At 57.4% G+C, this 14,022-nt stretch carries 14 protein-coding genes and 2 pseudogenes; 11 read left to right on the top strand and 5 right to left on the bottom strand.

Annotation, left to right across the window (positions count from 1 at the left end):
* The first annotated feature begins 116 nt into the window (after window positions 1–116).
* Together RBRH_RS18135 and RBRH_RS18125 are read left to right on the top strand one after the other, a co-directional pair.
* On the top strand, window positions 117–1,691 hold the full coding sequence (locus tag RBRH_RS18135) for a phenylalanine aminomutase (D-beta-phenylalanine forming) (RefSeq protein WP_013428900.1): 1,575 nt from the start codon (window positions 117–119) through the stop codon (window positions 1,689–1,691).
* A gap of 503 nt (window positions 1,692–2,194) precedes the next feature.
* A pseudogene (locus RBRH_RS18125) lies at window positions 2,195–2,855 on the top strand (hypothetical protein).
* Between the two features lie 53 nt (window positions 2,856–2,908).
* Here the strand turns inward: RBRH_RS18125 and RBRH_RS14625 are convergent.
* The gene (locus tag RBRH_RS14625) at window positions 2,909–3,346 is read right to left on the bottom strand and encodes a DUF29 domain-containing protein (protein ID WP_041754888.1); all 438 of its coding nucleotides are present in this window, start codon (window positions 3,344–3,346) and stop codon (window positions 2,909–2,911) included.
* 463 nt (window positions 3,347–3,809) lie between these two features.
* Here RBRH_RS14625 and RBRH_RS19435 point away from each other — a divergent pair, with 463 nt between their 5' ends.
* Together RBRH_RS19435 and RBRH_RS20700 are read left to right on the top strand one after the other, a co-directional pair.
* Entirely contained in the window at window positions 3,810–4,007 is a 198-nt protein-coding gene (locus RBRH_RS19435) for a hypothetical protein (RefSeq protein ID WP_157864572.1), read from the top strand.
* Between the two features lie 61 nt (window positions 4,008–4,068).
* A pseudogene (locus tag RBRH_RS20700) lies at window positions 4,069–4,463 on the top strand (transposase); the annotation flags it as partial.
* Window positions 4,464–4,604: 141 nt separating this feature from the next.
* Here RBRH_RS20700 and RBRH_RS14615 read toward each other — a convergent pair.
* Entirely contained in the window at window positions 4,605–5,267 is a 663-nt protein-coding gene (locus RBRH_RS14615) for a UdgX family uracil-DNA binding protein (RefSeq protein WP_083813551.1), read from the bottom strand.
* 216 nt (window positions 5,268–5,483) lie between these two features.
* Between RBRH_RS14615 and RBRH_RS14610 the strand changes: the two genes are divergently transcribed.
* Window positions 5,484–5,915, top strand: a complete 432-nt coding sequence (locus tag RBRH_RS14610; protein ID WP_041754887.1) for a CBS domain-containing protein — start codon at window positions 5,484–5,486, stop codon at window positions 5,913–5,915.
* A gap of 114 nt (window positions 5,916–6,029) precedes the next feature.
* Here the strand turns inward: RBRH_RS14610 and RBRH_RS14605 are convergent, their stop codons facing one another.
* The 3 genes from RBRH_RS14605 to RBRH_RS19430 form a co-directional block, all read right to left on the bottom strand.
* Window positions 6,030–6,221, bottom strand: coding sequence for a hypothetical protein (locus RBRH_RS14605; RefSeq protein ID WP_041755054.1), 192 nt, complete (start codon window positions 6,219–6,221; stop codon window positions 6,030–6,032).
* Window positions 6,222–6,426: 205 nt separating this feature from the next.
* A complete protein-coding gene (locus tag RBRH_RS14600) occupies window positions 6,427–6,672 on the bottom strand; it encodes a hypothetical protein (RefSeq protein ID WP_157864570.1) in 246 nt (81 codons plus the stop codon).
* A 200-nt stretch (window positions 6,673–6,872) separates the two neighbouring features.
* A complete protein-coding gene (locus RBRH_RS19430) occupies window positions 6,873–7,058 on the bottom strand; it encodes a hypothetical protein (protein ID WP_157864569.1) in 186 nt (61 codons plus the stop codon).
* A gap of 395 nt (window positions 7,059–7,453) precedes the next feature.
* Between RBRH_RS19430 and RBRH_RS19870 the strand changes: the two genes are divergently transcribed.
* From RBRH_RS19870 to RBRH_RS14570, 6 genes are all read left to right on the top strand, one after another.
* Entirely contained in the window at window positions 7,454–7,558 is a 105-nt protein-coding gene (locus tag RBRH_RS19870) for a potassium ABC transporter ATPase (RefSeq protein WP_191287747.1), read from the top strand.
* A complete protein-coding gene (locus RBRH_RS18120; RefSeq protein WP_083813550.1) occupies window positions 7,555–7,650 on the top strand; it encodes a potassium-transporting ATPase subunit F in 96 nt (31 codons plus the stop codon). The genes RBRH_RS19870 and RBRH_RS18120 overlap by 4 nt, the downstream gene beginning before the upstream one ends.
* Window positions 7,647–9,455 carry a potassium-transporting ATPase subunit KdpA gene (gene kdpA, locus RBRH_RS14585; protein ID WP_013428888.1) on the top strand — a complete coding sequence of 603 codons (1,809 nt, stop codon included), beginning with the start codon at window positions 7,647–7,649 and terminating at the stop codon, window positions 9,453–9,455. Before RBRH_RS18120 ends, kdpA begins: the two co-directional genes overlap by 4 nt.
* 13 nt (window positions 9,456–9,468) lie before the next feature.
* Window positions 9,469–11,607: a potassium-transporting ATPase subunit KdpB gene (kdpB, locus tag RBRH_RS14580; RefSeq protein ID WP_013428887.1), complete on the top strand. Its 2,139-nt coding sequence runs from the start codon at window positions 9,469–9,471 to the stop codon at window positions 11,605–11,607.
* 100 nt (window positions 11,608–11,707) lie between these two features.
* Window positions 11,708–12,289: a potassium-transporting ATPase subunit KdpC gene (kdpC, locus tag RBRH_RS14575; RefSeq protein WP_041755051.1), complete on the top strand. Its 582-nt coding sequence runs from the start codon at window positions 11,708–11,710 to the stop codon at window positions 12,287–12,289.
* 470 nt (window positions 12,290–12,759) lie between these two features.
* The gene (locus RBRH_RS14570) at window positions 12,760–13,926 is read left to right on the top strand and encodes a porin (protein WP_013428885.1); all 1,167 of its coding nucleotides are present in this window, start codon (window positions 12,760–12,762) and stop codon (window positions 13,924–13,926) included.
* Window positions 13,927–14,022: the final 96 nt, after the last annotated feature.

The following is a 14,022-nucleotide window of genomic DNA, read 5'->3' as shown; positions in this document are numbered from 1 at the left end:
AATTAATTTATGCTGTTTCGATTAATTGGGTGCGATCTGCAGTGTGGTTGTATCTGAGCATGAATGTTTGGTGTATTGAAAATGCTTAGTAACCTATACTTTTGAAAGGGGTTTTTATGAATAACATGCTAGAAATTACAGGTGAGCGTATAAGGGCGAGTGATATTGCCAGGGTAGCATATGATTTTGATATTCATGTTCGCCTTGGGCAAAAGGCATGCGAGTCTATTGTTGCGTCACGAAAGTTGCTTGACGATCTTCTTTTGCAAGGAAAGGTAATTTATGGTGTAAATACAAGTATGGGTGGGTTTGTTAAATACCTTATCCCAGAAAAGTATGCCACGCAAACGCAAGAAAACCTCATTGCAGCAGTCGCAACAAACGTTGGTCCATACTTTGATGATTCTGTGGTTCGAGCGACGATGTTGACGCGTATCAACTCGCTTGCGCGAGGGGTATCTGCAATTTCGCTAGAGAACATTCAAAAATTTGTAGAAATTTTTAATAAAGGGATCTGCCCTTGCATACCTCAGAAGGGGTCTCTTGGTACCAGTGGAGACTTGGGTCCACTTGCTGCTATTGCATTGGCACTAACTGGAAAATGGAAGGTTAGGTATCGAGGGGAAATCATGAGCGCATCGGATGCGCTACGCAAGACTAATATTGAACCACTCAGACTTAGTTATAAAGAAGGTTTGGCGTTGATAAATGGAACTTCAGCCATGACTGGGTTGGCGTGTCTAATGGTAAGTGATGTGGAGAAATTAATTAAGTCGTATGAATCAATAACGGCTTTAGCTTTAGAAACGTTGAAGGGAAAACGTAAGGTGTTTTCGCCGTTGGTGCATGAAGAAAAACCGCATCGAGGTCAGCAAGCGTCCGCAGCAAATATCTATAATGCGCTTGCAGACAGTAATATGATAAGTAGTGAGGATGATGTATCAAAAAATCTTCGTTCGCAACTTTTCGATAATGTGATAGATAGTGTTGCCGATCAAATCGAAGATGCATATTCTTTGCGTTGTACTCCGCAAATAATTGGACCGATTAGGGATGCTGTTGATTATGTTAAGTGCGTAGTGGAAAATGAGTTAAATTCTAGCAATGATAATCCTTTGGTTATTCCGAAGCATGGTGATGTGTACCATAATGGGCATTTTCATGGGCAGTATATTTCGATGGCGATGGACCATTTATCTATCGCATTGGTTACGCTGAGTAACTTGTCGGATCGGCGTATCGATAGATTTATGGATAAAAATAATAGCAATGGATTGCCACCATTTCTTTGTGCGAACGAACAAGGAATTCGGCTTGGATTGATGGGAGGCCAGTTCATGAGTGCTTCACTTGCCTCGGAAAACCGGTCTTTATGTGTGCCAGTTTCCATTCACTCATTGCCCTCAACAGCTGACTTCCAAGATATTGTATCACTTGGTCTTGTGGCCGCTCGGCGTGCACAGGAGATATTTAATAATACTGTTTATGTTATAAGCTTCGAACTTCTGTGTGCGTGTCAAGCAGCTGATATTCGTGGTGCTGATAAATTAGGAACTCATACTGCTATGCTTTATAATTCAGTACGGTCTTTTTTGCCGTTTTTTGAAAAAGATGAATCGCTTACGCCGTATCTAGAAAATATTGCTATGTTTATTCGAAATGAAATGGCTCAGTCTTTGGGGGGCGACTGATAGCCATGTTGTATAAAATTTGTGTATAAACAATGGGGGTAAGCGTGTTGGTAAATAAAATTATCTGATGGAGAATTCAATGCATGATGCTACCCTTGTGATTTGAAATTTTGATTTTGTGGTTTGAGATAAATTTAAAGGAAAAGCTTTTATAAATGCGGTATGAGCAATTTACCTTCCAACGTCACGCGGCACGTTGACGCTTCCATGGTAGAGCAATTATTGTGTTCCGGTGCCAGTGGCGTGTCGATCGGTAAGTTGTTTGAACAGTTTCTACCATTGGCTCGGGAACGCCTAAAAATCTGCGTTGCGTTGTTCCGTGTCTTTGTGATTGAATCTTGGGAAATGAGGGTTATTGAACAACCTCATGAATCTCCGGACACAGTTTGCCATTTAAAATATCGGTAAGCATACGACTGTGTTTCTGATTAGTAACAAGCGAGAAGTGATGGAAGTGCTGGCGGGGTGGGGCGGGGCGCCGGCGGCGGTCAGCGTAAAAGAAGCTGGCAGTGGTGCGGGAGAGTTTTGATGTGGGCAAGACCGTCTCAATGGCGGCGCGTCAACGCGGCGTGAATCTGAATCAGCGATTTCATTGATGTAAGTAGCATTAGGACGGCAGCCAGCGCGGCTGAGGACATCCGTGTCGGCATTAGAACTGGAGGCGCTGAAACTGATTAAGTCATTTCAACGGCTGCTGGGCACAAAACGATGGGAGTGAAAATCCTGTGCGAAGTCGTGCAGTACGGTTGAGCAAAAAATAGATGGCGTGCTTGTCTCGTTGCCGCTGGACGAGCAGTGAAGCAGCTCTGCGAGGTTCCGGTGTAGCGTGCTCGAACGTGGCGGCAACGCTGGCACGGCCGACCGATTGGCGAGACAGGCGCACGAGTTGGGCAACGGGCGATGCTGGCCTGGTCGGAGAGATTCGGCTGATCATCGCCGAGCTATCGAGCTACGGCTATCGGCAAGTCTGGGGCGTATTGCGCCAGGCGCGCGGGGTGAAGACGATGAAGCGCGCCTACGTGGCTTTCATGCTCAAACCGACGTGGCCAGGCTGCGCGTCATCTCGCCATTGCAGTCGAGCACTACAACGAAAAGTATCCTCATAGCGCGTTGAAATATTGCTTGCCATGCAAGTTCCGACGCAGGATCGATTCATTAATTTGAGTTTGAGGCAGTGTCCGGGACTAAGGGGGGGGCAACTCCAGGCGATTTTTCCGTTATTCAGGATAAAACTCTTGCGATAGCACGTCATCGACCGACCACAGCAGCCCTGCCGGAAACACATCGAGATCTAGCCCAGTTTCGTTGCTTGCAAGGCTGCGGGCCTTTGACCAGACGATATCGAGCCACGCGGCATCGCTGAACTTACCGCAAAGGCTCGGGGCCTCGTTCAGTACATAGGCGACTTCCTTACGCTGCGTGCGGATCGTGAACTGCCAACTCTTGCTGCGGCGCGAAGGCTGAAATTGCCACTTTAGCAGATGAGCCAGCAGTACCGACATCCGGCTCGCCAACTCGCGTTGCTCGCTCTTACCCACGTCCTCGATCTCCTCGGCAATATGCTCGACATCGATGGCCGACAACTTGCCGGAGCGTAGCAGGGCGGCCTGCTCGTTTGCCCACGCAACCACGTCCTGCTCGTATCTCGTTCCCATGTTCGTTTCACTCACACAATAGAGTTAAATAATAAATGCACTTGTACACCATTTCAAGATCGCTTAGCTACTCTGCCGATGGTCTTCCTGGCAGCTCCCAGAACTTTGTTAGGACACACACGACGCTGTGCACTGTTTGGTGCAGCTAGATAAGCCTTCCATCTCGAGCAGTACGTTATTCTGACCAGCGGCTATCCGAAATATTCAGCCGGTCGTTGCAGCTGGCCAGGGTTGGTGCACATGCACTTCTGTTATGCAGTGCAGAAGCAGCGAGTCTTCCCACGGCTTATCCAATATTCGACATCATGGCTGTAATTTTAAAAAATTGACGTGACGTAGATCAAGAAAAGCGCTGTGTGTCCGGATGTCCGCTTATAAAAATAGAGCACTATGCTAGTTTAGTCCAACATGATTTTTTCTGCACTTCGCGCTTAAGTCAAGAGCGGGAGAACGTGGAGCACAGGTGAACGAGATTTTCCAAAGAATTAATTGCATAGATATGGACAACATAATTATTACCTCTTTTTCGACCACTGCTACCTTCCTGTATCGGTGGCGTGCTGCTCAAATGCTTTTCTATGTTGATTTTGGCAGTTTTGCGAAAGAAAAATGTTTGGATGGTACGCGATTTGGCTCTACAGCGACTTTACCTCGTTGGTAAGCCATGCACATGAAAAGGAGTTTATCCTCGTGCGTAGTGCAGCAAACAACGTTGTTAAAAGCTTTGTGAAGTTTTCAATATGCTGCGCTGGCTGGTCAGGAGTGGCGCGCCGTGGCGTAGGCTGCGAACGATTTGCCCCCTGGGAAGCGGTCTGCCAACAGACGCAGCGCTGGATGCGCGCGGGGGGGTTTCGAGGCGATCGTGCACGACTTATGGGAAATGCTGCGCATATGCGATGGGCGCAAGGCGCAGCCTAGCGCCATAATCCTGGATAGCCGCATCTTACAGTCCACGCCGCAGTCCGGTGCGCGCGCCGGCTACGATAGCGCGAAGCGCCGCAAGGGTTTCAAGATACATCTGCCAGTCAACATGCTGGGGCAATTGCTAGCACTGCATGTGACGCTGGCCAACAAGCAGGATCGTGCGCAAGTCGAGCAATTGGCTCGAGCGATACAGTTACGACGCAGGACCACTTTATCAACCTTAGTGTAAGATCGTGTCCGGATGTATGGGGGCAATCCAGCTAATGGCTAAAAAGCCGATCGCTGATCCTCCGGCGGTGATACGGGGGCCATCCCGGGCTCAGTGGCGTGGCGGCTAGCCCTGCTGCTCGAGCTGCTGTGCCAGCTTCCCTGCCCGCCGCAGCGCGTCGACGATTTGCGCATAGGCGCGCTGTCGCGTCGGCTCATCGGGCGCCCGTAGGGCAAACGATGGGTGGTAAGTTGGGATGACAAAGTGCCCGCCGTACTCAATCGTTTGGCCCAACGAACGCTGCAGTGTCACGGTCCGATCTTGCAGCACGGCTTTGAGCGCTGTCGCGCCAAGAGCGACGACCACCGCGGGGGCGACCGTATCGAATTCACGGTCGAGCCAGTAGTGGCACGCTTCAATTTCGCGCTGTGCGGGCGTTTTGTGCATGCGCCGCTTACCGCGCGGTTCCCATTTAAAGTGCTTGACGGCATTCGTCACATAGACATCGTCGCGGGCAACGCCGGCCTCGCGCAACGCGTCGTCCAGTAGTACGCCAGCCGGACCGACAAATGGCCGGCCTTGTCGATCTTCCTGGTCGCCGGGTTGTTCGCCGACCATCATGATTGGTGCATGAGCGGGTCCCTCGCCCGGCACCGGCTGCGACGCGTCGTGCCACAGCGCACAGCGCCGGCAATCGTCCAGGCCTTGCGGCTGCTGGTGCGGTTCGATTTCGATCTTTCCGTGTTCCTGCGTCGTCGGTTTGCGCGTGGTCATCATGCGCTCGGTCATAACGAAACTCCTGGCAACCCTCTTGCACGATGCGTGCCTGCGGTCCCGGGTCGCCGTGCTCCAGATGCCGTGTACACGCCATGCATTTTTGCCTGTGGATTGTAAAAAGCAGTCGCGTAACGGCGACGTGATAGTGGGGCCGCGTATGCGAGCATGCGGCACGTCCGTTGCTCGACGCTAAAGGCAATCGTTCACTCATATTCACGGAGGTTGTCCATGCATCGCGTTCAGGAAATCATGTCTCGGGACGTCGTCCATATCAGCCCGTCCGATACGATTCGACATGCCGCCGAGTTGATGGACCAGTACGATATCGGCGTGCTGCCGGTATGCGAAAGCCGCAAGCTGACCGGCATGGTTACGGACCGCGATCTTGCGGTGCGCGCGCTGGCGGCCGGTAAGGAACTTGACAGTCCGGTGAGTGAGGTCTGTACGCCGCAGGTCGAATGGTGTATGGAAGATGACGATTTGGATGCTGTGCAAAAGCGCATGGCCGACGCGCAACTGCGTCGCATGCCGGTGATCAATCGTCAGAAGGAACTGGTGGGCGTGCTGTCGCTCGGAGATGTCGCCACGCGTAGTGTCGGCGCGTCGCATGACGAGGTGGCCAATACGCTGGAGGGCGTGTCGCAGACGCGACATCACTGATACACAAGACGGTGGCGCTTGCCCCGCGTGAATGGCGTGTAAGTGTTTCACGTCGGCGTGACGACCGGTGCGGCCACCACGCCGACATTGCGGCGTAGTGGTCCAGGAAAGCGGTTAGTTTTTGCCCGAAGGCTGCGCAGGCGGATTCTCCTTATCGTCCTGGCTGCCGTGCGACGGTTGCTCGTCGGGCACGATTTTCGTCACGCCGCCTGTCGCGGGCGGATCGCTGGCAGGAAAGGTGTCCTCGACCGACTTATCGATTGCTTCCTCTTTCTTGTCACGCGAAATGTGTTCCTTGTTTGACATATTGGTCGTGGCTCCATAAAACAACAACCAACAGTCTCGCAAACCGCGTGCCTGGAGGGATTGGCTAAGCGGCCGGCGCCCCTGGGCGCCGGCTCAACAGTTGTCATCTTAGCGGCTGCTGTCATCGGTAGTGGCTGCTCCCATCGCCTTGCCTTGCTGGGGTGGGCGGGTTGTCGGGAGGGGGCGGCGGCTGCGCCACGGCGGCTTAGCGCGCTATCGCCCCGGAAATCGCAGTGAGCCGCTCGTTCAGTGCGCGCTGCGTGTCGGCGTCCAGGCCGCCGTCGTGCTGGCTGGCGATGCGGGCAGCGTCCCGTTGCACGTCGTCGAGCCGGCGCTTCAAGTCGGCGCCCGCCGCAGCCGTATAGTCGCCGCGCGTCACACGCACATCGATCAGTAGGCGTTCGTTGGCGATCCTAGCATTGACTTGCTCATACCGCTGGATACCTTCCAAGAGCGCGTTCGGATGGACGGACGGGGGCGGAGGCGTCTGCGCGATGCAGCCGCACAATAACAAACTGCTAATTAAAATTGGGACAAAGCGGCGCAATGGCATGGCAACGATGAAACAGGCTCGGGGCAAATCGGCCCGGTCAGTTGATGACGAATGGGTGATAGTACCGTATTCGATTTGTAAACCTCGTTAGTAGCAAATCAATTCAATATACGAATTGATGTTGAAAGGAAAGTGCCGCCGGCAAAGGCAAGTGAATGCAACGTCATGCTGTCGGAGGTCAACGTGAGAACACAGGGCGGGATCGCATTGAGCGCTGCGCTGTAGTCTCCGTGGTTGTCCGGCACGGTGGAGCCCGAATCCTGGGTGCATTCGACGGTGATCATTGCGCCAGCGAGCGGTTGGCCGGTCGCCGCCGGCCGGACGAGGGACGGCTTGCATACCGGTCCCGTTGAAACACCCGTCGAACCCGAAACAAGCTTTGCGGGGGCACGCATACAGCGTGGCCAGCTTGGCCATGCCCAGCACACCGAGTGCCAGCCGGGCGAGGCGCCTATTCGCTGTGATCGGAATGTCCACTTACTTGGCCTTGACTTGAATTCGGATGAGTGCGGCCCCCTCGCGCGCAGCGGCCAATGAGACCCTGTGCGTCGTCGCCCGGGGCGAGGGGGAGGACGGCGTTTACGCGCTTTTTACGCCGCGCGGGTCATTCTTGCCGTGCGATTTATGGCACTGCGGATAGCCTATTAGATGCCTTGGCGCATTAATGGAGAACATAACAATGGACCTCATCTACCTCGCCGGCATCGTCCTGTTCCTGGGGCTGTGCATGGCGCTGGCGACCGGCTGCGACAAGCTGCGCCGCACACCTGGAGGCCGCTCATGATGGCGTGGATGACATGGCTGGCCGGCATCGCGACGCTGCTGGTGCTGGTGTACCTCGTGTATGCACTGCTGCGCGCGGAGGATTTGGAATGAACGCCCATTCGTTGTTGCAGGCGGTGCTGTTCATCATCGTGCTGATCGCGCTAGCGCTGCCACTTGGCCGCTATATGTGCGGGGTGTTGGATGGCTCGTCGGTGCTCGTGCGCAAGCTGGGCCGCCCGCTGGAACACGGGCTGTATCGAGTCGCGGGCGTTGATCCGCAGGCCGAGATGTCGTGGAAGCACTATGCGCTCGCGGTGCTGCTGTTCAACGCGCTGGGGGCCGTCGTGGTGTATGGCCTGCTGCGACTGCAGCAATGGCTGCCGGCCAATCCGCAGGGACTCGGCGCGATGCCGCCCGATGCCGCGTTCAACACGGCGGTCAGTTTCGTGACCAATACCAATTGGCAAAACTACTCACCGGAGTCGTCGGTCAGCTACCTGACCCAGTTGGCGGGCCTGGCCGTGCAGAACTTCTTGTCCGCGGCCACCGGCATCGCGGTGGTGGTCGCGCTGATCCGTGGGTTTGCACGCCATACCGCGCGCACCATCGGCAATTTCTGGGTCGATTTGACGCGCGTTACGCTTTACATTCTCGCGCCACTGGCGATCGTCGTGTCGTTGGTGCTGGTGAGCCAAGGCGTGCTGCAGAACCTGAAGCCGTACCAGCAGGTATCGACGCTGCAGGTAACGACTTATCCGGTGCCCAGGACCGACGCGCAAGGCAATCCGGTCAAGGACGCGCACGGCAATGTGGTGATGCAGGATGCGAAGGTGGACAAGCAGACCTTGGCCATGGGGCCGGTCGCATCGCAGGAAGCGATCAAGATGCTGGGCACCAACGGCGGTGGCTTCTTCAACGCAAACTCGGCCCACCCGTTCGAGAACCCAACGCCGCTGTCCAACTTCGTGCAAATCCTGTCGATTTTAATTATCCCGGCCGGATTGTGCGTCGTCTTCGGGCGCATGGTGGGCGACCGCCGGCAGGGCTATGCGGTGCTCGCGGCGATGACGATCGCATTTGCGGTGGCATGCTTTGCGGAAATTTCCGCGGAACAATCCGGCAATCCGCTGTTTGCGTCGCTGCACGTGGACCAGCAGGCGTCGGCGCTACAAGCGGGCGGCAACGCCGAAGGTAAGGAAGTGCGCTTGGGCATCGCGCAGTCCGGCATCTTCACGGTGGCGACCACGGCAGCATCGTGCGGCGCGGTGGATAACACGCACGATTCGCTCACGCCGCTGGGTGGCTTTGTGCCGCTGCTGCTGATGCAACTGGGCGAAGTGATCTTCGGTGGCGTCGGCTCCGGGCTCTACGGCATGCTCGTGTTCGCGTTGCTCGCCGTGTTCGTCGCGGGATTGATGATCGGGCGCACGCCGGAGTACGTCGGTAAGAAGATTGAATCGTTTGAAATCAAGATGGTGGCGCTTGTGGTGCTGCTCACGCCGTTCCTGGTGCTGGTGGGCACGTCGATCGGGGTGCTTTCGCCGTTGGGCGTGGCCGGTATCGCCAATCCCGGGCCGCACGGCTTCTCCGAAGTGCTGTATGCGTTCAGCTCGGCAGCCAACAACAATGGCAGCGCGTTCGGCGGGCTGTCGGTCAATACGCCGTTCTACAACGTGTTGTTGGCGATTGCGATGTGGTTTGGCCGCTTCGGCACGATCGTGCCGGTGCTGGCGGTCGCGGGCTCGCTCGCAAGCAAGAAGCGCATTGCCACGACGCCGGGCACGTTGCCCACGCACGGTCCGTTGTTCGTCGTGTTGCTGCTCGGCACGCTCGTGCTGGTCGGCGCGCTGACCTATGTGCCTTCATTGGCGTTGGGACCGATCGTCGAGCAGTTAATGATGATCGCCGGCCATTGATTTCGAGGAAAGCATGACTAACGTCAATCCATCGCCTGCCCATCGCGCGGACAACCTCGGGCAGGCCCGTACCGCGGTCCATTCGATGTTCGATCCGGTGCTACTCAAGCCGGCCATCGTCGATGCGTTCAAGAAGCTCGCGCCGCGGACTCAACTGCGCAATCCGGTAATGTTCTGTGTCTACGTGGGCAGCATCCTGACCACAGTGCTGTGGATCGCGGCGCTTGCCGGGCAGGCCGAGGCGCCGGCCGGCTTCATTTTGGCCATTGCGTTGTGGTTGTGGTTCACGGTGCTGTTTGCCAACTTCGCCGAGGCGTTGGCGGAGGGCCGCTCGAAGGCCCAGGCCGCGTCGCTGCGCAGCGCCAAGCACAATGTGATGGCCAAGAAGCTGAACGAGCCTCACCCGAAAGCGCCGATCCGTATCATAACGTCCACGGATTTGCGCCGCGGCGACGTGGTGTTGGTCGAGGCGGGTGACACGATTCCGGCGGACGGCGAAGTCATTGAAGGCGTCGCGTCGGTCGACGAGTCGGCGATTACCGGTGAATCGGCACCCGTCATCCGCGAGTCTGGCGCAGACTTCTCGTCCGTCACCGGCGGCACACGGGTGCTGTCGGACTGGATCGTGGTGCGGGTCAGCGTGAATCCCGGCGAGGCCTTCCTGGACCGGATGATCGCGATGGTCGAGGGCGCGAAGCGACAAAAGACGCCCAATGAAATCGCGTTGACCATCCTGCTAGTGGCGTTGACGCTCGTGCTGCTGTTCGCGACCGCGACGCTGTTGCCATTCTCGATGTTCTCGATCTCCGCGATGAAATCCGGTCACGTCGTGACGATCACGGTTCTGGTCGCGTTGCTGGTGTGCCTGATACCGACCACGATCGGTGGATTGCTGTCGGCGATCGGGGTGGCCGGCATGAGCCGGATGATGCAGGCGAACGTGATCGCCACGTCCGGCCGCGCCGTTGAGGCTGCCGGCGACGTCGACGTGCTGTTGCTGGACAAGACCGGCACGATTACGCTTGGCAACCGGCAGGCGTCGGCGTTCATGCCGGCACCGGGCGTGTCCGAGCAGGAGCTGGCCGATGCCGCACAGTTGGCGTCGCTGGCCGACGAGACGCCGGAAGGCCGCAGCATCGTGGTCCTTGCCAAACAGCGTTTCAACATTCGCGAGCGGGATATGGCCAGCCTGCATGCGCAGTTCCTCGGTTTCACTGCGCAGACGAGGATGAGCGGCGTTGATCTGCCGGAGCGCGAGATCCGTAAGGGTGCGGCTGACGCGATCCAGCAGTATGTCCAGGCGCATGCAGGGCGCTTTCCTCAGGAAGTGCGCGCGGCGGTCGATGACGTAGCACGCCGCGGCAGTACGCCGCTGGTCGTCGCGCAGCGGCAGCTAGGCGCTGGTGGCCAAGCCCGCGTGCTCGGCGTGATCGAGCTAAAGGACATCGTCAAAGGTGGGATCAAGGAGCGCTTTGCCGAGTTGCGCAAGATGGGGATCAAGACGGTGATGGTGACTGGCGATAATCGCCTCACCGCGGCAGCGATTGCCGCCGAGGCCGGCGTCGATGATTTTTTGGCCGAGGCCACGCCAGAAACCAAGCTTGCGACCATCCGCGCGTACCAAGCCGACGGGCGGCTGGTGGCGATGACCGGCGATGGCACGAACGACGCCCCGGCGCTGGCGCAGGCCGACGTCGCGGTCGCGATGAACACCGGCACGCAGGCGGCAAAGGAAGCGGGCAACATGGTCGATCTCGACTCGAATCCGACCAAGCTGATCGAGATCGTGGAGATCGGCAAGCAAATGTTGATGACGCGCGGCTCGCTGACCACGTTCTCGATCGCCAACGATGTAGCGAAGTACTTCGCGATCATTCCGGCGGCCTTCGCGACCACCTATCCGCAGTTGCACGTGCTCGACGTGATGCGGCTCACTTCGCCTTCCTCCGCCATTTTGTCGGCGGTGGTGTTCAACGCGCTGATCATCGTGTTTCTAATTCCGCTCGCGCTAAAGGGGGTTAAGTACCGGCCGCTGGGTGCCGCTTCGCTGCTGCGGCGCAATCTGTTGATCTATGGGTTGGGTGGCATTGTGCTGCCGTTCCCGTTCATCAAGTTGATCGATATGGCGATCACGGCCCTGGGCTGGGCCTGATCCGTTCCGTGCAACCCTTGCCGGGCGGGTCGGCGTCTCTTCGTTTGCCTCCGTCCGGCCTTTTTCGGGGCGGCGCGCTGCTCCATTGTGAATCATGATCATGAACACTTTACTGCGTCCCGTACTGGTGCTGTTCGTCGCGCTGACGGTGATCACGGGCATCGTCTATCCTGCCGCGGTCACGGCGATCGCACAGGCTATTTTTCCAATCCAGGCCAACGGCAGCCTGATCGAAAAGGACGGCAAGTTGATCGGTTCGGCGCTGATCGGACAGCAGTTCGATAGAAACGACTACTTCTGGGGCCGACTGTCGGCGACGACACCGAATCCGTACAACGCGCAAAGCTCGAGCGGATCGAACCTAGGCCCGACCAATCCGGCGCTGGCGCACGAGGTGAAGGCACGGCTTGCCGCCTTACATGAAGCCGATCCAACCAACACGGCGCCGGTGCCGGTGGACTTGGTGACTTCATCAGGCAGTGGCTTGGATCCGGACATCAGCCCCGCGGCGGCAGCTTACCAGGCCCCCCGCGTGGCGCGGGCACGAGGCCTTTCACAAGCGCGGGTCGACGAGTTGATTGCCCGCCATACGACCGGTCGGCAGTTTGGCTTGCTGGGCGAGCCGCGGGTGAACGTGCTCAAGCTGAATCTGGCGCTGGATCAGATCAAGCCGGCGCATTGAGGAAACGGCGCAATGATAATGGACCCGCCCTATATATAGGTGCGTGGCGCCGCTGGCCCTGGGCCCCATGGGTGCTCCGGGGCGGAACGCGACAAACCCTGTGCTTCATAGAGGCCTTGGAAGCGAAACACGACAAATCCTGTGCTCCATTGGTGCTCCGGGGGGACACGATAAATCCTGTGCTCCATTGGTGCGCCAGGGTGGAGCACGACAAACCGTAGCACCGCCCGTGCTCGCTGAATCGGGTGGTGTTGTGCGCGGCGCGCGGGTGAGCCGCAACGGCCCATTTCCTGCGGGAATTTGCATGTGCAGCCCGGGCTATCACACCGTCTGCCGAAAATGGCGATTGTGAATTCATACCGTCTAAATTTAGCAACGTTGGACACGCTTTTATTTCTTTCTTCTACAGGTGTCGAGGTATGCTTCGGCCGCACGGAAAATTAAATGAACGATCGTTCGGAGAAGATTAAATGAAACGACTGGTACTCTCGGCCATCTCACTCGGCGTGCTCGCCGCTACCTCAGCAGCCCACGCCCAAAGCTCGGTGACGTTGTATGGCGTTATCGATGAAAGCATTACCTTCTTACATAACCAAGGCGGCAAGAACCAATGGTCCACAGTTTCCGGCAACCTACAGGGGTCGCGCTGGGGCTTAAAGGGTGCGGAAGATTTGGGCGGCGGCTTGAAGGCGATCTTCCAGTTGGAAAACGGCTTTAACCCAAACAATGGCCGTCTTGGCCAAAGTGGCCGCGAATTCAGCCGTCAGGCTTATGTAGGGTTGCAGAATGATGTATACGGCTCGGTAACGCTGGGTCGCCAATATGTGCCGGATACGGATCTGGTACAAAGCATCACGGGCGATAACTACTTCGGCTCCGGGTTCGCAACGCCGGGCGACGTCGACAACTACGACAACAGCGTCCGCGTCAACAACTCGGTCAAGTACACGAGCCCGGTCTGGGCCGGCTTCCAATTCGAAGGCTTATACGCGCTCGGTAATCAGGCCGGCTCGTTTGGCGACCGCCGTGCGTGGGGCGCTGCGCTGGCGTATACGAACGGCCCGATCGCCGTGGCAGCGAGCTATCAGTACTACAACGGCGGCAAGGTTACCAACGGCGTGCGGGACTTCTCAGATTCCACCACGACGGCAACCAACACAACGACCGACTCGATCTTCAACGGCCCGGTCAATGGTGCCTACACGTCGGCTGCGTCGCTCAAGATCGCCCGTGTCGCCGGCCAGTACACAATCGGCCCGGTCAACGTCGGCGCGTCGTACAGCAATGCGCAGTACACGGCGGACTCCGCTTCGTCGTTCGGCCAGACGCAGAAGTACAACACTGGCAACGCGTTCGCGACTTACCAGGCCACGCCGGCGCTGCTCACGGGCATTGGCTACAGCTACACGAAGGGTTCGGGCAACGCGTCGGCCAAGTACAACCAGGTCAGCCTGGGCGCCGACTACAGCCTGTCCAAGCGCACCGACGTGTACCTGGTGAGCGCATGGCAAAAGGCCACCGGTCAGCAGGACGGTGCGGGCTCGCAAGCTCAGGCTTCGATTAGCTCGTACGGTTTTGCCGGTGCGAACGGCGGCGCGCAAGAGTACGTTGCGCTGGGCCTGCGCCACAGGTTCTAAGCGGCACGCAACCTGCCCCTGCGGGGGGACCAGCATGGCCGGTTCGACGCAGCGGGCAACAAAAGCGCAGGCTTGACCTGCGCTCGGACTGCTGAC

The organism is Mycetohabitans rhizoxinica HKI 454 (assembly GCF_000198775.1).
Lineage (GTDB): Bacteria > Pseudomonadota > Gammaproteobacteria > Burkholderiales > Burkholderiaceae > Mycetohabitans > Mycetohabitans rhizoxinica.
The sequence above is the reverse complement of the archived record's forward strand: the minus strand, read 5'-3'. Positions and strand labels throughout refer to the sequence as shown.